At 39.2% G+C, this 23087-nt stretch carries 22 protein-coding genes; 9 read left to right on the top strand and 13 right to left on the bottom strand.

Going from position 1 to position 23087, the window contains the following annotated elements; genetic code table 11:
• Window positions 1–32: 32 nt before the first annotated feature.
• A complete protein-coding gene (gene dkgB, locus AC4CU0_RS06570; protein WP_490742741.1) occupies window positions 33–839 on the top strand; it encodes a 2,5-didehydrogluconate reductase DkgB in 807 nt (268 codons plus the stop codon).
• Window position 840: 1 nt separating this feature from the next.
• Complete coding sequence (locus tag AC4CU0_RS06565; RefSeq protein WP_490742740.1) at window positions 841–2016, top strand: MFS transporter; 1176 nt, start codon at window positions 841–843, stop codon at window positions 2014–2016.
• 38 nt (window positions 2017–2054) lie between these two features.
• Here the strand turns inward: AC4CU0_RS06565 and AC4CU0_RS06560 are convergent, their stop codons facing one another.
• From AC4CU0_RS06560 to AC4CU0_RS06550, 3 genes are all read right to left on the bottom strand, one after another.
• On the bottom strand, window positions 2055–3146 hold the full coding sequence (locus AC4CU0_RS06560) for a YheT family hydrolase (protein ID WP_180022124.1): 1092 nt from the start codon (window positions 3144–3146) through the stop codon (window positions 2055–2057).
• 202 nt (window positions 3147–3348) lie between these two features.
• Entirely contained in the window at window positions 3349–3753 is a 405-nt protein-coding gene (locus AC4CU0_RS06555) for a nuclear transport factor 2 family protein (RefSeq protein ID WP_121532411.1), read from the bottom strand.
• Window positions 3754–3876: 123 nt separating this feature from the next.
• Complete coding sequence (locus AC4CU0_RS06550) at window positions 3877–5901, bottom strand: oxidoreductase (protein ID WP_490742739.1); 2025 nt, start codon at window positions 5899–5901, stop codon at window positions 3877–3879.
• Between the two features lie 181 nt (window positions 5902–6082).
• On the opposite strand from AC4CU0_RS06550, the gene AC4CU0_RS06545 reads away from it, so the two are divergent.
• Together AC4CU0_RS06545 and AC4CU0_RS06540 are read left to right on the top strand one after the other, a co-directional pair.
• Window positions 6083–6622, top strand: a complete 540-nt coding sequence (locus AC4CU0_RS06545; protein ID WP_180022122.1) for a PadR family transcriptional regulator — start codon at window positions 6083–6085, stop codon at window positions 6620–6622.
• A 24-nt stretch (window positions 6623–6646) separates the two neighbouring features.
• A complete protein-coding gene (locus tag AC4CU0_RS06540; protein WP_490742738.1) occupies window positions 6647–7555 on the top strand; it encodes an alpha/beta fold hydrolase in 909 nt (302 codons plus the stop codon).
• A gap of 133 nt (window positions 7556–7688) precedes the next feature.
• Here the strand turns inward: AC4CU0_RS06540 and AC4CU0_RS06535 are convergent, their stop codons facing one another.
• Complete coding sequence (locus AC4CU0_RS06535) at window positions 7689–8600, bottom strand: LysR family transcriptional regulator (RefSeq protein WP_078188530.1); 912 nt, start codon at window positions 8598–8600, stop codon at window positions 7689–7691.
• A 279-nt stretch (window positions 8601–8879) separates the two neighbouring features.
• Between AC4CU0_RS06535 and AC4CU0_RS06530 the strand changes: the two genes are divergently transcribed.
• Entirely contained in the window at window positions 8880–9794 is a 915-nt protein-coding gene (locus AC4CU0_RS06530) for a LysR substrate-binding domain-containing protein (RefSeq protein WP_490742737.1), read from the top strand.
• A gap of 312 nt (window positions 9795–10106) precedes the next feature.
• Here the strand turns inward: AC4CU0_RS06530 and map are convergent, their stop codons facing one another.
• On the bottom strand, window positions 10107–10901 hold the full coding sequence (gene map, locus AC4CU0_RS06525; protein ID WP_078188532.1) for a type I methionyl aminopeptidase: 795 nt from the start codon (window positions 10899–10901) through the stop codon (window positions 10107–10109).
• A 349-nt stretch (window positions 10902–11250) separates the two neighbouring features.
• Between map and brnQ the strand changes: the two genes are divergently transcribed.
• Entirely contained in the window at window positions 11251–12543 is a 1293-nt protein-coding gene (gene brnQ, locus AC4CU0_RS06520; protein WP_180162632.1) for a branched-chain amino acid transport system II carrier protein, read from the top strand.
• A 559-nt stretch (window positions 12544–13102) separates the two neighbouring features.
• The gene (locus AC4CU0_RS06515; RefSeq protein WP_078188534.1) at window positions 13103–13339 is read left to right on the top strand and encodes a hypothetical protein; all 237 of its coding nucleotides are present in this window, start codon (window positions 13103–13105) and stop codon (window positions 13337–13339) included.
• A 273-nt stretch (window positions 13340–13612) separates the two neighbouring features.
• Here AC4CU0_RS06515 and AC4CU0_RS06510 read toward each other — a convergent pair whose 3' ends face one another.
• A complete protein-coding gene (locus AC4CU0_RS06510) occupies window positions 13613–14074 on the bottom strand; it encodes a hypothetical protein (RefSeq protein WP_180107444.1) in 462 nt (153 codons plus the stop codon).
• Window positions 14075–14248: 174 nt separating this feature from the next.
• Between AC4CU0_RS06510 and AC4CU0_RS06505 the strand changes: the two genes are divergently transcribed.
• Together AC4CU0_RS06505 and AC4CU0_RS06500 are read left to right on the top strand one after the other, a co-directional pair.
• A complete protein-coding gene (locus AC4CU0_RS06505; RefSeq protein ID WP_490742736.1) occupies window positions 14249–15109 on the top strand; it encodes an alpha/beta hydrolase family protein in 861 nt (286 codons plus the stop codon).
• A gap of 215 nt (window positions 15110–15324) precedes the next feature.
• On the top strand, window positions 15325–15810 hold the full coding sequence (locus AC4CU0_RS06500) for an Lrp/AsnC family transcriptional regulator (RefSeq protein WP_078188537.1): 486 nt from the start codon (window positions 15325–15327) through the stop codon (window positions 15808–15810).
• Window positions 15811–15895: 85 nt separating this feature from the next.
• Here the strand turns inward: AC4CU0_RS06500 and AC4CU0_RS06495 are convergent, their stop codons facing one another.
• From AC4CU0_RS06495 to AC4CU0_RS06465, 7 genes are all read right to left on the bottom strand, one after another.
• On the bottom strand, window positions 15896–16108 hold the full coding sequence (locus AC4CU0_RS06495; RefSeq protein WP_490742735.1) for a hypothetical protein: 213 nt from the start codon (window positions 16106–16108) through the stop codon (window positions 15896–15898).
• Window positions 16105–16317, bottom strand: a complete 213-nt coding sequence (locus tag AC4CU0_RS06490; protein ID WP_078193931.1) for a DUF4177 domain-containing protein — start codon at window positions 16315–16317, stop codon at window positions 16105–16107. Before AC4CU0_RS06490 ends, AC4CU0_RS06495 begins: the two co-directional genes overlap by 4 nt.
• A 203-nt stretch (window positions 16318–16520) precedes the next feature.
• A complete protein-coding gene (locus AC4CU0_RS06485) occupies window positions 16521–17378 on the bottom strand; it encodes a tetratricopeptide repeat protein (protein ID WP_490742734.1) in 858 nt (285 codons plus the stop codon).
• A gap of 93 nt (window positions 17379–17471) precedes the next feature.
• On the bottom strand, window positions 17472–18695 hold the full coding sequence (gene gltS / locus AC4CU0_RS06480) for a sodium/glutamate symporter (RefSeq protein WP_490742733.1): 1224 nt from the start codon (window positions 18693–18695) through the stop codon (window positions 17472–17474).
• Between the two features lie 205 nt (window positions 18696–18900).
• Entirely contained in the window at window positions 18901–19116 is a 216-nt protein-coding gene (locus tag AC4CU0_RS06475) for a hypothetical protein (protein ID WP_180059714.1), read from the bottom strand.
• 106 nt (window positions 19117–19222) lie between these two features.
• A complete protein-coding gene (locus AC4CU0_RS06470) occupies window positions 19223–20233 on the bottom strand; it encodes a hypothetical protein (protein ID WP_180040398.1) in 1011 nt (336 codons plus the stop codon).
• 99 nt (window positions 20234–20332) lie between these two features.
• Entirely contained in the window at window positions 20333–22972 is a 2640-nt protein-coding gene (locus AC4CU0_RS06465) for a bifunctional aconitate hydratase 2/2-methylisocitrate dehydratase (protein ID WP_490742732.1), read from the bottom strand.
• Window positions 22973–23087 lie beyond the last annotated feature (115 nt).

The raw sequence follows: 23087 nt of genomic DNA, 5'->3' as shown, positions 1-23087 counted from the left end.
CAATAGCATCAATTCAAAAAAGAGAATTCCTGATGATTGTTCCTCAATTTGGTATCGGTACCTTCCGTTTGACAGGTGATACTGTCATTCACTCAGTTAAAACAGCCTTAGAGCTTGGATATCGTGCTGTAGACACCGCACAAATTTACGGTAATGAAGCAGAAGTAGGCCATGCAATCCATGAAAGTCAGGTCAATCGAGCTGATATTTTCTTAACCACGAAAATTTGGACTGAAAATTATGCTGCCGACAAACTAATACCCAGTCTAAAAGACAGTTTAATTAAATTGAGGACTAATGCAGTTAACCTTACACTTATTCATTGGCCAGCACCTGCACTTGGAGTCGATATTCCTGAATTAATGGGACATTTACTTGAGGCAAAAAAACAAGGATTGACTGAATATATTGGTGTATCTAATTTTAATATTGAGCTCACTCAACAAGCCATTGATCACATCGGGCTGGAAAATATTGCAACCAATCAAATTGAACTTAGTCCATATTTGCAAAATCAAAACTTGGTCAATTACCTACAAGCGAACACTATAGATGTCACATCCTATATGACTTTGGCCTATGGTAAAGTTTTGCAAGACCCAACCCTGTTAAATATTGCGGCCGAACACCAAGTCACTTCGGCCCAAATTGCACTCGCATGGGCACTGCAAAAAGGCTATGCCGTGATTCCATCATCAACCAAACGTGAACATTTAATCAGTAATTTAAAAGCTCAAGACATTCACTTAACACCTGAACAGATGCAGGCCATTGCCACACTCGACAGAAATGCGCGTGAAGTGAACCCACCTGAACTTGCTCCAGTTTGGGATATTTAATATGAAATTCAATTTTCCATTAATTGCATTAGCCGTAGGTGCATTTGCTATTGGTACCACTGAATTTTCACCGATGGGTTTTTTGCCTGAAATCGCAGCAGATTTATCGGTATCTATTCCTCAAGCGGGCTTACTGATTAGTGCCTATGCCGTTGGCGTAATGATTGGTGCCCCATTAATGACCTTATGGTTAGCACGTTTTCCTAAACGTACTGCCCTTATTTTACTGATGGCAATCTTTACCATCGGTAATATTTTGGCAACGATTGCACCCAATTATCTTGGTTTAATGGCTGCACGTTTGGTGACTAGTTTAAATCATGGTGCATTTTTTGGCTTAGGTTCTGTCGTTGCAGCGAGTGTTGTGCCGAAAGATAAACAAGCCAGTGCTGTTGCTATGATGTTTATGGGCTTGACCATTGCCAATATTGGCGGTGTGCCCCTCGCAACGTGGGTGGGTCAAAATATCGGTTGGCGTATGTCTTTTGCGGCCATCACCTTACTGGGCATCATCACCATGTTGGCATTATGGAAAGCACTACCCCATCAGCAACAGACCGAAAAACCTGATGTACGAGCAGAGTTAACAGTATTAACACGCATGCCTGTTGTTTTAGCACTGCTAACCACAGTCATGAGTGCTGGAGCGATGTTCGCGCTCTATACCTATATCGCACCAAGCTTAAAAGTCTTTACCCATGCAAGTCCTAAGCTTATCACTTTCATGTTGGTCTTAATCGGGATCGGATTTTCAATCGGTAACCATTTCGGTGGTAAGTTTGCAGATCAATCTTTAGATAAAACCTTGATTGGCTTTTTAGTCTTACTGATGCTAATGATGCTGTTATTTCCAATTTTAGCAACAACCACCATTGGCGCGGCGATTGCATTAATCATCTGGGGAGCAGCAGCTTTTGCAGTCGTACCACCTTTACAAATGCGTGTTATGACAGTCGCTCACGATGCACCAGGCCTCGCTTCTTCAGTGAACATCGGTGCATTTAATCTTGGAAATGCTTTGGGCGCTGTTGCTGGTGCCGCAGTGCTAAATCTAAACCTAAGCTATGCTGCAGTATCTTATGCAGGCGCCACCCTAAGTGCTATAGCGTTGATTTTAGTATTGATACAGATGAAGCTTAAACCTCAAACAACTGCATGTTGCGCACAAGCCGAGTAACACACACTTAAAATAGCCTATCCAAAGTAGGCTATTTTTTAGTTCGCATATAACTTTAAAAAATCTGCCATCAATTTGGTTGCCCATGAATGGGTTTCCACTAAACCTTCATAATAACCACAGTGACTGCCTTTTTTGGTGGTCACCACCACCACATTCGGCAAAGAACGAATTAATTCTTTATAGGGCTCAAAGTTTTGAATATGGCAAACAGGATCATCCTCGGCATTTAAAATCATCAAAGGAATTTTAAGATTTTCAAATACATAAATTGGGTTGGTAGATTTGGCATAACTTTCATAATCTGCAAAACCCGCCATTTGAAAATATGCACGTTCAAACTGTGCCAGATTTTTACTTTTCAATACATCAATTAAAGAGGGTGTTGCTGACCATGTTGCAGAATAGGGTTCTACAAATTTCTGAAAGAGCTTCTTAGTCATCATTTTACTGTAAAAAGGGTGGACATTTTTAAAGCCAAGCTCAGTGTCATAGCCCGGACATAAAGCAAAAGCCGCTTTAAGTGGTGTTTCATCACCTTGTTCGCCTAAATAGCGGACCAATAGCCCCGTTCCTGCAGATGAACCGACGCCATACAAACTCGATGCGGGAAATTTCTGCTGAATAAAGGCAATCTGTTCACGTAAGTCATCGGTTGAACCAAATAAGTTTATTTTGGCAACAGGCATAGGTAAATTGGCATGACCGCGTCTTAGACAAAGTGCAATACGCCAACCTGTATATAGATGAAGATCCCGAACCACTTCCCGCATACTTTCAGGCGTTCCCGTAATTGTATGCATGAGCACCACAGTTGGCACATCTGCAGGTAAATCCAAACCCAACCATGCAATGGCTGTGATCCCTCCATCAGCCATGGTTAGCTGCTCTATAGCATCATATTTAAGCTTCACTTGACGCTTTTTAATGACATCAAAATATAGTAAATGTGCGTGGGTATTCGACAGCCAAGGCGTAGGGCGATATTTTTCATGTAGTTGCTTTAACTTCGGCAGCACATGTTTCATTTGCCCTTCAGGATGATAATAAAGCTGTGGTAATTCTGCACCGATTGCATGATCTACAAAATTTAAAAGAGCCTGACGCCCTTTATGCATCACATTATTCATTGACCCTACCTTCACCTCGCTTCGCACCACAGCAAATCATTTCCATCTTTTCACTTTGGCAGACAATGTCCATAAAAAACCGCATCTAAAAAACCGTATCTAGCTAGCAATATTTGTTTGCTTAAGCCTCATAAGCAAAAAGCATGACAATATCCATCATGCTTTTTATCATTCTGAGATGAGCATTTTAAAAACAGCAGAGTTAAGGCTGATATTGCATAATGCGCTCACCCATTTTCGCCGCCAATGCTTCCAACCCACTTTTCGGACGGAGCATGACTTCAAAATCAATCATCTGTCCTTGTTCATTAAACTGAATCATGTCGATCCCTTTTAACTTTTTCTCGCCAACATTGGCAGAAAACTCAAGCACCACATTTAAACCATCTTCTGAGTAAAACTCACGGTGATAGGTAAAATTTTCAAAAATTTGAATCACATTGGTCAAAATAAAAGTTACTACAGGCTTACCTGGATATGGGTTAAACGCGACAGGTGAACGAAACACCACATCCTCTGCCAAGAGTTCATTTAAAATATTCATATCCCGTGTGTCGAGCATTTCGTGCCAACGTGCAACAGATTTTTTTGTTGTTTCAATAGTCATGTTTATGTCCTTTTTTTTTGATGAATCATTTCCCTTTCCTCAAACTACTCTCCCAAATGGAGAGGAAGCACGACAACTGCATATTAAATTGAATGAAGTTGTCGTGGTTTAGTATGAGGCTGATTAAATCACCGCAGCCAAATCTGCACCTTGACGAATGGCACGTTTAGCATCTAACTCACCTGCTTCTTTCGCACCACCAATCAAATGCACATTTTTCCCATCTGCTTGTAGCTGTTCATACATCGCGGTATAGGATTCCTGACCTGCACAAATCACCACATGATCAACATCTAAAATACGTGATTGACCATCAACGGTAATATGCAAACCTTGATCATCAATTTTGTCGTAGCTTGCACCCGCAATCATTTTCACATCGCGGTGTTTCAAACCTGTACGGTGAATCCAACCCGTGGTTTTACCTAAGCCAGCACCAACCGATTTAGCCTTACGTTGCAATAAATACACTTCACGCGGCGATTCTTCGACTTCTGGATGTTTCAAGCCACCGACTTGCGCATAAGTGGTATCAATTCCCCATTCATCATAAAATTTCTCAGGATTGAGGCTACCGCTTTCACCTTCATGCGTTAAATATTCAGCCGTATCGAAACCAATACCGCCTGCACCAATGATTGCTACACGTTTGCCAACAGGTTGACGTTCACGTAATACCTGTAAATAGCTCAATACTTTTGGATGATCAATACCATCTATATCTAACTGACGCGGTGTTACACCCGTCGCCACCACGATGTCATCAAAATCAGACTGAGCTAATTCTTCATACGTTGCTGTATGGTTCAATACCAATTTAATCTGAGGCAATAGTTCTATTTTACGTTTGAAATAACGCAGCGTTTCATAAAACTCTTCTTTACCAGGAATCGTTTTCGCAATATTAAACTGTCCACCAATTTGGCTCGATGCTTCAAAAATAGTTATGTTATGACCACGCTCTGCAGCATAAGTTGCAAAGCTTAAACCTGCAGGTCCCGCACCAATCACAGCGATATTTTTCACCTGTGCAGATTCTTTAAATATCAGTTCAGTTTCATAGCAGGCTTGAGGGTTAACCAAACATGTTGCAATTTTCATTGAGAAAATATGATCTAGGCAGGCTTGGTTACAACCAATACAGGTATTAATTTCATCACTACGACCTTGTTCTGCTTTTTCCACAAAACGTGGGTCAGCCAGCATTGGACGTGCCATGGACACCATATCTGCATCACCCGAAGCAAGTACGTGCTCAGCCATTTCAGGAGTGTTAATACGGTTTGAGGTGATTAAAGGAACATTCACAATACCTTTTAATTTCTTAGTCACCCATGTAAATGCAGCACGTGGCACTTTGGTTGCAATGGTCGGAATACGCGCTTCATGCCAACCAATACCGGTATTGATAATGGTTGCACCAGCTTTTTCAATGGCTTTTGCAAGTTGCACAACTTCTTCGAAAGTCGAACCGCCTTCAACCAAATCCAACATAGAAAGACGATAAATAATAATAAAATTTTCACCGACTAATTCACGCGTACGACGCACGATCTCGATTGGAAAACGAATACGGTTTTCATAACTGCCGCCCCATTCATCATCACGGTGGTTGGTACGTGCAGCAATAAACTCATTAATTAAATAACCTTCTGACCCCATGACCTCTACACCGTCATAACCCGCTGTCTGTGCTAACTGAGCACATCGAGCAAAGTCATTGATCGTGCGTTCGACGTCTGCTGTGCTTAAAGCTTGCGGTTTTACAGGGTTAATTGGTGCTTGAATAGATGAAGGTGCAACATTATTGGCCTGATACGAGTAGCGACCTGTATGCAAAATCTGCATCGCAATTTTACCGCCAGCATCATGTACCGCCTGCGTAATCACTTTATGCTTTTCCGCTTCTTCTAAAGAGTCTAATTTTGAACCACCAGCAAATGTCACACCATCATCATTGGGAGAAATACCACCGGTTACAATCAGACCTACACCGCCTTTCGCACGCTCTGCATAAAAAGCTGCCATGCGTTCATAACCACCCGGTGCTTCTTCCAAACCGATATGCATAGAACCCATCAATACACGGTTCTTTAGCGTTGTAAAACCTAAATCTAGTGGTGCCAATAAATTTGGATAATTTGACATTTTTTCTCCTTAGCGTGCTGAAAAGCTGGCTATTTTTATCTTCGCTTGTATACGAGCTTTCTATTTCCATCTACGTATACAAGATTTTTGCAACTTGTTGCACTAATTTATATGCGAGATTTGATTTTTATGCAACATGTTGCATAATAAAAAGTACAAAACTATTTTGACTGAGCCATATATGTCTTTAGCCCATGTTTTACTCACGAGCTTACTTGAAAAACCGAGTACAGGAATCGACCTTGCACGCCGTTTTGACCGCTCTATGGGCTTTTTTTGGAATGCGACACATCAGCAAATCTACCGTGAACTCAGTGGCATGCAGCAAAAAGGCTGGATCAGCACTATTGAAGATGAGCACAGCACAACCCGTAAAAAAACCTACCAAGTTGAACAACTTGGACGTGTTGAATTAGCCAATTGGATGGTTGAGCAAAGCCCTCCGGCTCAATTACGTGAAGAGTTGATGGTTCGTTTACGTGCAGAAGCTCAGCTGGGTACAAATGGCGTATTACCCGAATTAGAGCGCCATCTTGAAATTCACAAAGAAAAACTAAAAGTGTACCAGTCTATTTTTGCAAAAGACTTTGCACATGCGCATGATGAAGACCGTACTTTGTACATTCATAAAATGATTTTACAGCTTGGGATTGATTTGGAAATCGGTTGGATCAAATGGCTTGAAACCATCATTCCACAGTTGCATAAGTTTAATCGCTAAAACAAAAAATAAATAGGAAGCCGCATGCCACACTATACAATGCCCGATCAGCAACAACTGTATGTTCGTGAATATGGTCAAGGAGAACCCATTCTGGTTTTATCTGGACTGGGCATGCAAAGTTGGCAATGGCACCCTTTTCTATATCAACACCGAAAGCATTTTAAATTTATCATTCCAGACTGGCGTGGATTTGGCGGCTCTAAACTTTGTCAAATTCCAAATATGGACACCATTTCAAGCCATTGGCGAGATATTGACAGCTTAGTTTCCCAGCTCGGTTACGATAAAATCACGGTGATTGCCTACTCCATGGGGGCAACGACCACCATGCACGGTTTAAAATACGGTCAGTTTGCTGAAAAAATTAAACGTTATTTGCACATCGATCAAACGCCTAAAATACGAGTAGATGCAGATTGGCAATATGGTTTATATGGCAAACGCCACAATGAGTTTTTAAGTATTTTAGAAGACATCTCGAAGGTACTTGCAACCAACCTCTCCGTGCCATTTGCACAGCAGATGAATAAACATGACCGTCAAGGTCTAGTCGACGCTTGGTTAAGGTTCATAGACTTACAAAATAGCAATCCTTATGCATTATCCGCTTTCCGTATTGCATATCAACAACCAACTTTACAGAAGCTGATGTTACCCTCACAAAGTGTGGCCTATTTATATTGGTATATTCAAAATTATTTAAACCATACTGAAGATTATCGTGAAGCCATTGCAGCACTCACCGCACCAACAACTTTTTTCACAGGGGCAAAATCGATCCTCTACCCTGCTCAAGGTCAAAAAATTATTGCTGACAGTCTAGCCAATGCAGAGCAGATTATTTTTAAAAAATCGGGACACACGCCATTACTCAGTGAACCGGTCAAATTTAGCCGTGAAATCACCAAGTTCTTAAAACAAGCGCTCTAATAAGACTGAATAAAAAAATAGGCTCATTACTTTTCAAGATTGAACCTATTTTTTTATATACAGGATGTTTTACTTAATAGGTAACTTAAAAATTAATTTCAAAATCAAATTGTTTTTAATGTTAAAACAAGTGTTAGAAAACCCGACGATCGTATTCAATTGCTTCCAAATCATACACTTGGTAGACGCAGTCAAATAAAGGACGCGCCAATTCGCCTTCATCATCATTCCGCACGATCAAATAAATTTGGCTAATGGCAGCACTATCCGATAATTTCACATAATTCACATGCCTAAACTGCATAATTTGTACAGATTCAGGAACAATACAAATGCCTTCGCCTGCGGCAACCATGCCTAGTGATTGCTGCAAATCTGCTTGGGTGTTAAAGCGTTTCGGCTCCATACCATATTCTAAAAATAAAGACTTGATCAGCGTTGCATAACTTTGACCATCCGTTGCTGGATAGATAAAAATCTGCTCATCTTTGAGATTATTTAATGCAATCTGCTGCTGTGAAGATAAAGGATGGCTCGAATGCACCGCAACAATTAGCGGCTCTTCACGCAATAGCACACGTTTAACCGCCTGATCCGACACTCGAACTCGGCTAAAGCATGCATCAACCCGACCTTCTTTTAATGCCTGAATCTGATCAACTGCACTCAGTTCGATTAAATTTACATTTAAGTGTGGATATTGCTGACGGAACAAATAAACAATTCGAGGTAATAAACCACAGAGTAACGAACCGCCATAGCCAATATTAATAGTACGTTCAGTGGCACTGGCCCGCTGTGTAATGAGCTTAATTTCTTCTGCATTTGAAAGTAATTTCACGGCTTGCTGATAAAAGAAACGGCCAATGGTGGTGGTTCTCAAAGGACGGCTGCCACGCTCAAAAAGCTGTGCACCCAACTCTTCTTCTAAATTTTGAATTTGACGACTTAAAGGAGGTTGAGCAATAAATAGCTTTTCAGCAGCCTTCGTAAAACTCTGTTCTTCTACAACGGCGACAAAGTAACGTAAATGTCTTAATTCCATGACATTGTCCTTTAATGTCGAATTTCTTTCATAATGGTCTTTTATTTGAATATATCAGGACGACACTCAAATCACATCCTTCAAATTCGGTTATTTAAAAGATGTATACACCACATTTATTGTTTGGTCATGCTAATGTGAAACGATTATAAGGTTAACCCGACTTTAGTCTTGGCAATTTTGCTCAACTTTCTCACATGAAAAACTACAAAACGTGATTGACTTCATGAAACAATTCAAGTTAATTAGCTAAATCGTTGCAAATATGGAATAAGAAACGTGCTGAGTGATCTAGATGATTTTTATTGTTTTGCCCAAGTGGTCGAACATGGTGGTTTTAGTGCAGCCGAACGTGCAACAGATATTCCAAAATCAAAACTGAGTCGTCGGGTCTATAACTTAGAAGAACGTTTAGGTGTCCGCCTGATTCAACGTAGTTCACGACATTTTGCTGTTACAGATATTGGTATGAATATCTACCGCCATGCACAAGTTATGATGAATGCCGCTCAAGCCGCACATGATTTGGTTGATCATCTCAGTACGCAGCCGCGCGGCTTAATTAAAGTCAGCTTACCTGTTTCCATCGCGCAAAATGAAATGACCAAAATTTTGCCTAAATTTTTAAAGCAATATCCAGAAATTAAAGTGCAAATGATGGTGACCAATCGCCGCGTAGATATCATTAATGAAGGCTTCGATCTTGCTCTACGTGTCCGTTCAAATCTAGACGATGACCCGAATTTAGTCATTCGTAAATTTGAAACGATTGAGCAGCACTTATTTGCCAGTCAGGCGTATCTGAATAAATTTGGTGAACTCAAACAACCTGAAGATTTATCTCAGCATCAAATATTAAGTATGGCGGATGAGCATCTCGATCAACATATTATTGTGACCGATGCACAGCATCATCAGAAAAAAATCAAAGTTAACCCAACCGTGATGGGCTCTGACCTATCGATGTTAGCTGCACTGGCCTGCCAAGATTGTGGCGTGGTGTTATTACCCGACAGTATTGTGTCCGATCACGTGAAATCAGGTGCTTTGGTTCGTGTACTACCTGAATGGAAAGCTGCACATGGTATTTTCCATGCAGTTTATCCATCTCGTCGTGGCTTACTACCTGCTGTACGTGTATTCATTGATTACTTAGTTGAAAAACTCAGCAAACATGAACACGCTAAATTTTAAGCAAAAAAAAAGCTTACCCATGTGATGGGTAAGCGAAAACTTAAAAACTAAGAAACTACAGCAGAATCTGTAATCATATTATATAAATAAAATACATCTTTATTAAATCGTTAATAGCTCTAACTGATTTTCAGAGTTATAAGCAAAACCTTATAAATTAAGCTATAGAGAAAACCTCTTAGTCTTAAAACCTATAACGCTCATACACACTACAACTTATTAGACTAAAGTCAAAAAATATACACTTGTACAATTTAATTTAACTTCAATCCTTTAGATACAGCAGATTCAGGATTAAATTCGCGATTTAGCTTAGATTGCAGGATATGCGCCTGTACCTTCTGGCCATGGAGATAACAACTCAAAACCAGTATCGGTCACAACAACCATATGTTCCCACTGTGCCGATAAAGAACGGTCTGCGGTAATTACTGTCCAGCCGTCTTTTAACTCTTTAGTTCGCGCTTTACCGCTGTTAATCATCGGCTCAATGGTAAAAACCATGCCTTTTTTTAGAATGACACCTTGACCCGGTTGACCATAGTGTAAAACGCTCGGTTGCTCATGATAAACTTTACCAATCCCGTGACCACAGTATTCACGTACAATGCTGTAGCCTTCACGATGAGCAACTTGTTGAATGGCATAGCCTACATCACCCAATGTTGCTCCCGGTTTAACTGCATGAATCCCTGCAACCATCGCTTCGTAAGTAGTTTCGACTAACTTTTTAGCCGCAGGCGAAACCTCACCCACATAGTACATACGACTGGTATCACCGAAATAACCATCTTTAATGATAGCAACATCAATATTGATAATGTCACCGTCTTTCAATACGGTTTCTTTCGAAGGAATACCATGACAAACCACTTCATTCGGTGAAATGCAGGTGGTTTTGGTATAGCCATAGTAGCCAACGTTGGCAGGAATCACTTTAAGTGTGTTGACGATAAAATCATTGCAGATATCGTCTAGATATTCAGTGGTCACGCCCGGCTTGACATACTCCCCGATCATCTCTAAAACCTGAGCAGCTAAACGACCTGAAATGCGTAATTTTTCAATATCTTGCTCGGTTTTAATCGTGATTTTGGAAGCTTTCATCTGAATATCCTCAAATTTGAATACACCGAATTATAGACCTTTTAGATTTTTTTTGTTTTATTCAGCCAATATTTCTGCATTTATTCGGCTTATAGCATCCTATTTAGTGCTGAAAATTAGAACAATTGATTTATATCTGATAAATCTTAATCGCTAAACATATTCCTATAAAAAATTTATATACAATAAATTTCTTTTATTTATCATGAATATAAATAAAACATTATTTTATCTGTCAATATATTCATAATTCGTATTATAAAAACTATCTATACGATTTATAAATTTTGCTCCAAAAACGAGCTTAATTGCACTAAAATTGCCTTTTTTCACAGTTCATCTCCCCTTTATGACAAGTCTTCGTACACGGGATATTGTTGCCTTAGGTTTTATGACCTTCGCACTTTTTATTGGTGCAGGTAACATTATTTTCCCACCAATTGTCGCACAGCAAGCGGGTGAACATGTTTGGTTAGCTGCATTTGGTTTCTTAATCACCGCAGTTGGCCTACCTGTCATCACGATTATTGCTTTGTCGCGTGTAGAAGGTTCTATTCAAGTTTTAAGTTCACCTCTGGGTAAAGTAGCCAGCATTATCCTTACTGTCGCGTGTTACTTAGCTGTTGGACCTTTATTTGCAACACCCCGTACAGCTACCGTTTCATATGAAATTGGTTTCTCTTCTTATTTTGGTAATGGCGCAAACAGTCTGCTAATTTATAGCGTGATTTATTTTGCATTGGTGACGATTGTTTCACTTTATCCAAACAAAATTTTGGATACTGTGGGTTATTTCCTTTCACCACTCAAGATCTTAGGTCTCATCGTACTGGGTATCTCTGCGTTCTTTATCCCTGCCGGTGTGATTCCACCTGCCATTGGTAACTACGTGGCTGCACCAGTTTCAGAAGGTGTGGTCAATGGTTATTTAACCATGGATACCTTAGGCGCTTTAGTTTTTGGTATTGTGATCGTAAAAGCCATTACTTCACGCGGCGTAACGGATAGTAAGCTCGTCACCAAATATGCTGTCATTGCCAGTATTATTTCTGGTATTGGACTTACACTGGTATATATCAGCTTATTCAAACTCGGTATGGGCAGCCATGATATTGCTCCAAATGCAACAAATGGTGCAGTGATCCTGCATGCATATGTACAACATGCTTTTGGTGATATGGGCGCTTATTTCCTATCTGCAATGATTTTTGTTGCATGTATGGTGACCGCGATAGGCTTAACCTGCGCATGTGCTGAATATTTCTCAGAATTGACTAAAATTCCATACAAAGTTTTTGTGTTCATTTTAGTTGGCTTCTCACTGCTGATTTCAAACTTAGGTTTAACCAAACTCATTGCTGTTTCAGTACCTGTTTTAAGTGCGATTTATCCACCTGCGATTGCAGTTATCCTACTTAGCTTCTGCTCTAAATGGTTTATTTCACCATCAAGAGTTATTGCGCCTGTTACCGCATGTGCGTTTATTTTCGGTATTTTTGACGGTTTAAAAGTGGCTGGTTTCGAAGATGCACTTCCAAGCTTTATTGCCAATCTACCGCTTGCTCAACAAAATTTAGCATGGCTGATCCCTTCTGCGATTGTGCTGATTATTGCTGCTGTAATTGACAAAGTTAAAAAATAACCTTTTTTGACCTGTCTAAAATCGGAGTTTTACCCGAATGACGATTTTACCTGCGACCAATAATTGTCGAGTTTTACCCAAACTGACATTTATTTGTCCTACTACAGCGCAAAAATCCTAAGTCATTGAACTTTTTTAATAAAGTTTTATTTTCATGATGAGAAAAAAATCCAGCCCTTTGGCTACAAAATATAATAATAGTTAAAATACAAATACTTTCTGCAAAATACACCGTACACAAAATCCATGATTAAGCCCGATTATGACTGTAAGCTAGGCGGTTTCGTGTCATAAAGCCGATATACCCGTGTTGGTATATATATTGCTTATTCATACATAGATATTATGCATTGACCCTTTTACTCACCAGTCAACACCTTTAGATTCATAATATTTAGTATATGAATAAAATGATTATTCTTATACGATGATCTAACATAGTTTTATGACAAAATAATGACATTTGCTATTGAAATACTTCTAGTTTCGAAGTACAACAGTAGTTCAAACCTGACCAAAATCATGGGTTTTGGCGAAACAACAACAAGGAGGGGTGGAGATGTTATCAGTACATTTCAAAAAGCAATTCTTCATTAACGCTCTGAAGGCAAATAAGAACATGGTGACCTATACAAGCACCACTATTGCTCTCATGCTGACACTACTTATTCAAGGCTTAATACAAGGAAATTTAAGACCTGAATACTTTGCTTATGCTCTTATTGTCTCGGTAGCCTTTTATTTATGGGCAGTCATTGACCACAAATATCGAAAGCAAAAATCAACAGAATTTTAAGTTAGAAGATGGATGAGGCATCATCCATCTTGAAAAAAGAAAAGATGCCACCCCTACCTTCTCGATTATTCAATCCATTTTAAAAAACAATACAAATAATCCCTAAAATAACCAGAAAATCATCAGCCTTTTCTCATGAATTTTCGATTCTATTTAACTTCAAATTTTGTTTTATAAATTCTTCTACATAGCCATCGTCTGCACTTTAAAAGCTTTTAGTTCTTGATTAGCTTCCAATCTCATGCAAACCATTTCTAATTGATATTGCTTTGTTTAAAACCAAAATTTAACGATGACTCCGAAGAGCAATCCGAGTGTTGCAATTAACTCGCCTATCACCAATCCAAGCATTGCCATACTCATCATCCATTTAGGTAAATGCCATTTGCCTAAGACGTGCGGGACTTTAAATTGATTGGTGGTATCAGCTAAAAAGCCATGCAGCACATAGCTTAAAATCGAAAAGCTAAAAAAGAACAAATTGATGATTACAAAGAGTAAATTGAGTGTATGTGGAAGTGCTGAAAAATAGGCCAATACCGCTAAAATAAGCGTCGCTGGGGCGTATAACAAACTGCTCCGATGTGCGATATCTACATAATAATGCGCACGTGCCAGTTCAGACTGCCTTATTTGTGCATATTTCCACACACCTGTGAGCATACCTACCCATAAATAAATCCCACTAAAGACTATCGCAATTTTTACTGCACCCGAAAGTTGAAGCATGTCCATTTTTAATTTACATCCATTGTTCAATTACACGCATTATTTTTATCTGTATTCCTACTGCAATAGTACTTGCTTCAAACCTGTTATGACATGACTTTAGAGTCATACTCTTTTCAGGTTTCTTTTTGGAACTTGTGTAAATTAGTGACATTGGAACACACCCATGAAGTTTGAATCATGTCATCATCTGAAAAACTCACGATTCATTGCCAAGACGGTTATTCACTGAGTGCGCGCTATTATCCGCACCAGACAGACCTAAAACAGGCTTTACCTGTGTTGATTTGTCCAGCTACAGGCATTACCAAGCAATTTTATAATAGTTATGCAACATGGTTGAGCCAACAAGGCTATGACGTTTTAGTTTTTGATTTTCGTGGTATTGGTGAGTCACTACACAGCCCTTTAAAACAATCGACAGCAAGTATTGTGCAATGGGGGCAGCTAGATATCCCTGCGGCAATCGACGCTTTGATCAGTAAAACGCAGGCACCTAAAGTCATATTACTCGGTCATAGCGCAGGCGGACAATTATTAGGTATCGTGCCAAATTATGACAAAGTTGCCAAAGTGGTTGCTGTTTCTGGCTCTACAGGTCATGTCAAAGATCTTAAAGGTCGCACCAAGCTTTTAGCTCCGGTGATGTTTAATGTGATCTTCCCGATTGCACGCTATACCATTGGCTATGGCCCGACCAATGCAATTGGCATGGGTGAAAATTTGCCAAAAGATGTAGCTCGTGAATGGGCTGAATTTTGTAGCAAACCTGGTTATGTCATCAATGCCTTAGGCAAAACTGTTCAGCATGATTTTCATCAACAAGTGAGCTGCCCGATCACTGCCGTATGGAGCTCTGATGACGAAATCGCCACGGAAGCCAATGTCAAAGACTTGCTGCGCTTATACCCGAATGCTTCGACTCAAATGATTGAGTTAAAACCGAAAGAAACAGGTCATAAAGCCATCGGACATATGTTGATGTTTAAATCATCACATCAAAACTTATGGCCGATCATTGAACAACAGTTACACGCTTAAGTTTTGCCACTCAGTCAGTAATCCGGCTGAGTGGTCTTTTTATGGTCTGCACAAGATTTTCTACTTATAGATTCAATCACACTACCTAACACCTTACATAATTTATTTTTCTATCTTTAAAATCTGCACTGAACGTCCAAGTGTACTTATTTTCATCAGCCGACCATTGCAAAAAATGATATAACTATTTTTTCTCAATTATATTCTATTTTGGCATGAGTGAAGCACGACACAACCTCGACAGAATTGATCGTTTAATATTATCCGCATTAAGAGAAGATGGACGACTCACCATAGCCCAGCTTTCTGAACGTGTTGGTCTCTCCTCTTCGCCGTGTTGGACACGCTTAAAGCGTCTAGAAAATTTAAAAATTATCGACGGCTATACAGCCAACATCAACCCAAAATCGATTGGGATCAATGAATTATTCTTTATTGAAATTACATTAGAACGTCACGACGATGAAATTTTAGATCAATTTAGTGAAACTTTAGCCAATATGCCAGAAGTGGTAGAAGCACATTTAGTCACTGGCGATTATGATTATTTGGTGAAAGTTGCAGTTAAAAATGCTGAACACTATGAGCGTTTTTTACGTAAAAATTTATATTCTATGAAAGGTATACGCCATACCCGCTCCATTTTTGCGCTACGACAATTAAAATCTGCCAGCAGTGCTGACCTCATGATGATTGAGTAATGAGCCAATATAGATTTAATCTATAAGATGACTTTAAAATTTAAGGGCAATTGAGTTCAGCACTCAATCGCCCTATTTATGCGGTCTAATCTATAAAGCCATCTTTTTTCAATTTTTTATCTGTCAAATACTCACGTATGACCAATGTTGCAATAATAATGATGGCTTCTAAGATCGCTACTGTGACGGTTAGTTTGGTAAATACTTCGACACTGAGCAACTCAAACCATAATTGAGCGATGGCTAATAAACCCCATAAAACTGAAATAATAAGTGCACTAAAGACACCGTATTTCATTTTTCTCTCTCCAAAACAACTACATAAGCTTCGCGCTTCCAAAAAAGCAGCATACGACGGATATCCTTTTCCATCGTAATCACCGCCCAACCTTGCTGTGCATTTTGATTTAAAAAATTGGTGAATTTAACAGGATCAACTTTTGAAGAGCCAAGCAGCAAAGATCCCAGCATACCTTCTTGATAGATAACAACTTTATATTCTTTCATCAATATAGTTCTTTATGGTTATAGTGAATTGAACAAATGTTCATGGCAAAGTATAGCGATCGCTTTTTCCTAAAACAACCAAGTTTTAACTGTCAATTTACTCAGCATTTTTTTCAATTTTATGCTTTAATATACACAGTATGAGATGAGCCTTATATGAGTATCACGCGAGTGATACGACTAACCCCTAACCATGGGGCTTTTTATTGTTTTCTACTTAGCTCACATTGTTGTATTTCATTGTTCAATTTTGACAAAACAAGACTGTGAATTTCACATGTTTTCACAGGGTCTTGCTGATAAGCCGAATTAAACCATGCAGCAGCTTTTTCAAAATCTTGCTGCACGCCTAGCCCACCCAAATAAAAACTTGCTACGCTAATTTTTCCGTTCAAATCATTTGCTTCCGCAGCCTTTAAAAACCACGGATAAGCCTTTTTATAATCAGGCTTTGCATCAATACCTTGATAATAAATCATACCCAAACGGGACTGATATTGAGCCAAGCCTTGTTCAGCCAACAACATCGTTGGCTTTTCAGCAAGCTGCATATTTTGCTTCGTATAGTAATAATAGTCGGCCAATTGTTCGATATCTTCTTGCTTGCCTTTATTTGCAAATTCAATTAAAAGACTTTCCAATTTTTTCTCATTCCTTGGAATGAGTTCATATTTATTCATGATCAAAAGCATACGCTTTGAATCTTCTAAATTTCTTTCAGCACCAATCTCAAACCATTTTGCAGCTTCCACATAATCTACTTTTACACCGACACCTTTGTAATATATCAATCCCAAATTTTGATTTGCAGAGCGGTGCCCTAAGGCAGAAGCACGTTTATACAACGCTATGGCTTCGGGCAGATTAATCTCCACACCTTCTAGCCCCATATGTTTCAGTACAGCCAAATCATACAGCGCCTGTTTATCGTTATTTTTCGCTTGAATGATGGTCTTTTGGACATCAATTTCGGCTGAAAAGGTTATAGAAAATGGAAGTGCTGTTAATACAAATAGCATGAACAATTTGATGTAAGGTAAATGATATTTTAAAACTTTCATTGTTTATTATTCTTAATCAATAAGATGGTGAAAAATGAAATGCTAAAGCACTCTATCTAGATGCTTTAGCATTTTTTAAAGCTATATATAGTATTAACCAAAGAAGCCTATCGTTGCCTGAATGACCACAGCATTGACAATATCTACAAAGAATGCCCCTGTCAAAGGAATAATCAAAAAGGCTTTATGTGATGGGCCATAGGTATTAGTCACTGCCTGAATATTGGCAATCGCTGTAGGCGTCGCACCGAGGTTTACGCCGCACTGCCCTGCACAAAGTACTGCTTCATCATAGCTTTTTCCCATGATCCTAAAAGTTACAAAGTACAGATACAGTGCTAAAACGAGGGTTTGTACCATTAAAATAATCACCAGTGGGCCTGCAAGATCTGCCAATAACCAGAGCTGCAATGACATCAGCGCCATCGATAAAAACAGCGCCAATGATGCATTACCAAAGACATCGATACAGCGATCAAACATTTCAATTTTAAAGCCAAGTTCAAGGGTGTTTCTTAAAAATACACCGCAAGCCAATGCCCAAACGAATGTTGGCAACTCAAACCACTGTCCGCGAGCGAAGTCCGTCATGAAGTAGGCAAAACTGATACAGACGGCAAACATCCCCATCGTTTTGACGGCATCATCTGCGGTAATTAAACGAGTTTTTTCAGGATATTCGAAAGGCGCCGTTTCAGATGCAGGCGGTGCTTCATTACGTCCTGTTGTCGGTACAAGTTCTTCTGCCAACTGAAAACGGCGGATGAGGAATTTCGCCACTGGCCCGCCCATCATGCCGCCAATGACCAAGCCGAAGGTTGCACTTGCCATACCGAGTACGACTGCACCTTGTATACCATGATCTTGTTCAAAGACTGTACCCCATGCGCCTGCTGTACCGTGACCACCTGTAAGTGTTACGGAACCTGTAATTAAGCCGATGAGCAGATCTAATCCTAAAATTTTGGCTAAACTGATGCCAACGATGTTTTGCAGTATGACAAATATAATGACACAGCCTAAAAACAGCACTAACGCCTTGCCACCCTCTTTGAGTTTTCCAAGACTTGCGCTCAAACCCACAGATGTAAAGAACATCAGCATGAATATTTGCTGGATTTTGGCATCAAAATTTACAGTGATATTAAAGTTTTTAAATAATATAAATGTAATAACCGCAGCGACCAAACCGCCTGCTACAGGTTCAGGAATGTTGTATTTTTTCAGGATGGAAATTTTGTGTACGAAGAAATAACCGATAAATAAAACCAATACCGCCACGACAATTGTCAAAAAAGCATCTAGCTCATAATTCATAATTTAATCTTAAGTGCTCAATTTTATTTATCCTTTTACATAATTATTGGAGTTTTTCAGCTAGAAAAATGTAAATAAGCTATTTACGCCCCTTCTTCTACTACACATTTTTGAAGCCTAATAAGTGAAATAAATAAAAATGCTCAGCGTATGTAATGTGCTGAGCATTGGTTATTTATGACTGAATATAAAGATTTTTGAGATATTATTTTATGTCGAATACCCAGTTATGCGCCTCTTTATCACTGGTGGTTTCACAGACATAGTAATCTTGATCCCAAGCATCTTGGTTAAACATTTCTTTTTTGTGGTAAGTCATCTGTTTGCCATTTTCGACACAGACAAAGCTTTCGCCTTGGTCTTTGACTTGGGTTCCGTTGAGGAAGCCACCAATACAGAGGAATCGGGATTGTTTGGGCACTGATCTATGCTACTGTAAAATAATATTAGTTGTGATTAAACGTTGTATTCTTAGAACTGTAAATAACATTTATAAATAAAAGCCTCCAATTAAGAGGCGATTATTTCTATTTTTGACAGTTATTCAAACTATTTTCTATATAGCTTTTTTCTAATTGTCCTTGTTTAAAGGATTTTAATAACCGTTCCAACCTCACTCTATTCCCAGGATAAGAGCAATACAATTTTTGCACATCATTTATTTTACTCAAAGAAGTAAGTTTACTTAAAGAATCTACGGCACCTTGCTCAACCCTAGCCCAATTTACATTTAGTTTTTTCAAATCATACTTATTGTTATGTACTGTATATAGAATATGATAATAATGAAAATCTTTTTCTGCAGGATTCATTTCCTGTATATCATTAATAATCATTTGAATAGCATCATAATTTTCTCCAAACCACTTTTTCTCAAAACTTTCCATAAATGTATTATAAATAACTCTCTGTTTTGGATATTTTACAATTCCATCTTGATAAGCTCTTAGATAATTTTCTTCAAAACCTAAATCACGTAGCGTCATTAAAAGAATGTAGTAATAAAAAGGATCTTTTGATGCAACATCATAATTTTCCATTAGAAAATTTAAATTCTGCATTGATTTATCAGCAAAATATTGCATATTATTTTGCGATACCTGTGAACTATAACTTCCCCCTCTAACACTCCAAGCCTGTTGCCTAACCCACATTGCATAATAAATATAACCTAATGGTGATTCTGGTTCAGCTTTGATCCATTTCTGTCCTTGAGCAATATTCTCTTTGTAATAATTTGAAGATGTTACACGATGCTTATTTACGATTCTAAGAAAAGAATCTAAATAACTTGTGTGTTTAAATTTACCATCAAAATTATATTCTTCGCTATTTAAGAGTTGATTGGCGTTAGTTGAGATTTCTTTGAATTTTTTTGCTTGGATCAAATCTTCAATGTCAGATTGTACTTCTGAGTTTGTTCGATATGCATTTTCATCAACTAACTTAATATTTGCTAGCTTTGTAAAAGATACCTCAGCAAAAATATTTGATGAACAAAGTGTTAATAGTATAAGTGTAATGTTTTTTAGTTTCATATGTCTAATTTCTAAAATATTATTTTGCTATTTCTATTGCAATTTTATATAAAGAAAATCCCACATGACGTGGGATTTTCTTATTAACTACTTAATCAATTAAGACAATTGAGCAGCAGCAATTTTCTTAGTATCAACGTCTTTAGCAGCGTCAGTATAGTCGCCCATTTTGTCGAAGCTTAAGTATTGGTAGATGTCGGCAGACATGCTATCAATTTGAGCTGCGTATTCTTGGTACTCAGCTGGAGTTGGTAATTTACCAAGTACAGCAGCAACAGAAGCAAGCTCAGCAGAAGCTAAGTAAACGTTCGCACCTTGACCTAGACGGTTCGGGAAGTTACGAGTAGAAGTCGATACACAAGTAGTGTTCGGAGCTACACGTGCTTGGTTACCCATACATAATGAACAACCTGGCATTTCTGTACGAGCGCCAGCTTTACCATAGATGTTATAGAAACCTTCTTCCATCAATTGACGTTCGTCCATACGAGTTGGAGGAGCCAACCATAGACGAGTAGATAAAGAACCACCAGGAACTTTGTCTAGAAGTTTACCAGCCGCACGGAAGTGACCAATGTTAGTCATACATGAACCAACGAATACTTCGTCAATTTTTGTACCAGCAACGTCAGAAAGCAATTTAGCGTCATCTGGGTCGTTCGGGCAGCAAAGAACTGGTTCAGTAATTGTAGAAAGGTCAATTTCATACACTTTAGTGTATTCAGCATCTGGATCTGCTTTGATTAGGCTTGGGTTCGCTAACCATTTCTCCATGTTTTCTACACGGCGCGCCATAGTACGAGCATCGCCATAACCTTCAGAAATCATCCATTTCAACATAGTAATGTTTGATTTAAGGTATTCAGCAACTTTCTCTTCAGAAAGCGTGATAGAACAACCAGCAGCAGAACGTTCAGCAGATGCGTCAGAAAGTTCGAACGCTTGCTCAACAGTAAGGTCAGTTTCCATTTCTGTAAGGTCGATCTCAAGGATACGACCAGAGAAGATGTTCTTCTTACCTTTTTTCTCTACAGTTAAGTCGCCTTGTTGAATCGCAACGTAAGGAATCGCATGTACTAGGTCACGTAGAGTGATACCAGGTTGCATTTTACCTTTGAACTTAACAAGAACAGACTCAGGCATGTCTAGTGGCATAACGCCAGTTGCAGCAGCAAACGCTACAAGACCAGAACCCGCTGGGAAAGAAATACCGATTGGGAAACGAGTATGTGAGTCACCGCCAGTACCTACTGTATCTGGAAGAAGCATACGGTTTAACCAAGAGTGAATAATACCGTCACCTGGACGTAGTGATACACCACCACGGTTCATGATGAAATCAGGAAGCGAGTGTTGCATTTGAACGTCAACTGGTTTTGGATACGCAGCTGTGTGACAGAAAGATTGCATAACTAGGTCAGCAGAGAAGCCTAGGCAAGCAAGATCTTTAAGTTCGTCACGAGTCATTGGACCTGTTGTATCTTGAGAACCAACAGTAGTCATCTTAGGTTCACAGTAAGTACCTGGAAGTACACCTTGACCTTCAGGAAGACCACAAGCGCGACCAACCATTTTTTGAGCTTGAGTGAAGCCTTTACCAGTAGCTGCAGGTTGAACTGGAGTACGGAATAAAGTTGAAGGTGCAAGACCAAGAGCTTCACGAGCTTTAGTTGTTAAACCACGACCAACGATAAGGTTGATACGGCCACCAGCACGTACTTCATCTAAAAGAACTGGAGTTTTAAGTTCAGATTCAGCGATTTGAACGCCGTCTTTGAACGCAGTTACTTTAGCAGCAGCGTGGTCGATTTTAAGCGTGATTTCGTCGCCCATGTTCATGTTTTGAACATCGATTTCTACTGGCAATGCACCAGCATCTTCCATTGTGTTGAAGAAAATCGGAGCGATTTTAGAACCTAAGCAGTAACCACCGTCTTTTTTGTTCGGGATGTGAGCAATTTCGTCACCAAAGAACCAAAGTACAGAGTTAGTTGCTGACTTACGAGAAGAACCAGTACCAACAACGTCACCTACGTAAGCAACTTGGTTGCCTTTCGCGATAAGCTCTTTGATTTGGCTAAGTGGACCAACTTCGCCAGGAACTTCTGGATTGATACCGTCACGTACGTTTTTAAGCATTGCGTTAGCATGTAACGGAATGTCTGGACGGCTCCACGCGTCTTGTGCAGGTGACAAGTCGTCAGTGTTAGTTTCGCCAGTTACTTTGAAAACTGTAAGTTTGATTTCTTCAGGAACGTCTTTACGGCTAGTGAACCATTCAGCATCTGCCCAAGATTGCATAACTGCTTGTGCATTCGCATTGCCCGCTTTTGCTTTATCAGCAACGTCGTGGAAGGCATCAAATACAAGAAGAGTTTTCTTAAGTGCGTCAGCAGCTAATTCACCAAGCTCTGCATCATCAAGAAGTGCAACTAAAGGAGCAACGTTATAACCACCAAGCATAGTACCTAGTAGGTAAACCGCACGTTCTTTAGTTACTAGTGGAGAAGTCGCTTCACCTTTTGCCAAAGCAGCTAAGAAAGCAGCTTTAACATATGCAGCTTGGTCAACACCCGCTGGAACACGGTTTTCTAGTAAATCAACTAAAAATGCTTCTTCGCCAGCTGGTGGGTTTTTTAATAATTCAACTAATGCAGCTGTTTGAGCATCGTCAAGTGGCTTCGGTGGGACTCCGAGTGCGGCACGTTCTTCAACGTGTTGGCGGTAAGCTTCTAGCACGGTGTTATTCCTCTTTTTTAAAAAATTATTTACGCATTCCTGCTTTAAATAAAGCTACGCAAATAATATGGACTGCTAAATTTTACTAAAATTCCAGTTAAAAGTTAATGCACTA

It is taken from the genome of Acinetobacter sp. LipI_15, from assembly GCF_058242865.1.
Note: the sequence above shows the minus strand (reverse complement) of the source record. Positions and strands in the feature narration are given on the sequence as shown.

Coding starts and splice junctions, on each gene's coding strand:
- dkgB (WP_490742741.1), top strand. CDS start 33: ATGATTGTTCCTCAATTTGGTATCGGTACCTTCCGTTTGACAGGTGAT.
- AC4CU0_RS06565 (WP_490742740.1), top strand. CDS start 841: ATGAAATTCAATTTTCCATTAATTGCATTAGCCGTAGGTGCATTTGCT.
- AC4CU0_RS06560 (WP_180022124.1), bottom strand. CDS start 3,146: ATGAATAATGTGATGCATAAAGGGCGTCAGGCTCTTTTAAATTTTGTA.
- AC4CU0_RS06555 (WP_121532411.1), bottom strand. CDS start 3,753: ATGACTATTGAAACAACAAAAAAATCTGTTGCACGTTGGCACGAAATG.
- AC4CU0_RS06550 (WP_490742739.1), bottom strand. CDS start 5,901: ATGTCAAATTATCCAAATTTATTGGCACCACTAGATTTAGGTTTTACA.
- AC4CU0_RS06545 (WP_180022122.1), top strand. CDS start 6,083: ATGTCTTTAGCCCATGTTTTACTCACGAGCTTACTTGAAAAACCGAGT.
- AC4CU0_RS06540 (WP_490742738.1), top strand. CDS start 6,647: ATGCCACACTATACAATGCCCGATCAGCAACAACTGTATGTTCGTGAA.
- AC4CU0_RS06535 (WP_078188530.1), bottom strand. CDS start 8,600: ATGGAATTAAGACATTTACGTTACTTTGTCGCCGTTGTAGAAGAACAG.
- map (WP_078188532.1), bottom strand. CDS start 10,901: ATGAAAGCTTCCAAAATCACGATTAAAACCGAGCAAGATATTGAAAAA.
- brnQ (WP_180162632.1), top strand. CDS start 11,251: ATGACAAGTCTTCGTACACGGGATATTGTTGCCTTAGGTTTTATGACC.
- AC4CU0_RS06515 (WP_078188534.1), top strand. CDS start 13,103: ATGTTATCAGTACATTTCAAAAAGCAATTCTTCATTAACGCTCTGAAG.
- AC4CU0_RS06510 (WP_180107444.1), bottom strand. CDS start 14,074: ATGGACATGCTTCAACTTTCGGGTGCAGTAAAAATTGCGATAGTCTTT.
- AC4CU0_RS06505 (WP_490742736.1), top strand. CDS start 14,249: ATGTCATCATCTGAAAAACTCACGATTCATTGCCAAGACGGTTATTCA.
- AC4CU0_RS06500 (WP_078188537.1), top strand. CDS start 15,325: ATGAGTGAAGCACGACACAACCTCGACAGAATTGATCGTTTAATATTA.
- AC4CU0_RS06495 (WP_490742735.1), bottom strand. CDS start 16,108: ATGAAATACGGTGTCTTTAGTGCACTTATTATTTCAGTTTTATGGGGT.
- AC4CU0_RS06490 (WP_078193931.1), bottom strand. CDS start 16,317: ATGAAAGAATATAAAGTTGTTATCTATCAAGAAGGTATGCTGGGATCT.
- AC4CU0_RS06485 (WP_490742734.1), bottom strand. CDS start 17,378: ATGAAAGTTTTAAAATATCATTTACCTTACATCAAATTGTTCATGCTA.
- gltS (WP_490742733.1), bottom strand. CDS start 18,695: ATGAATTATGAGCTAGATGCTTTTTTGACAATTGTCGTGGCGGTATTG.
- AC4CU0_RS06470 (WP_180040398.1), bottom strand. CDS start 20,233: ATGAAACTAAAAAACATTACACTTATACTATTAACACTTTGTTCATCA.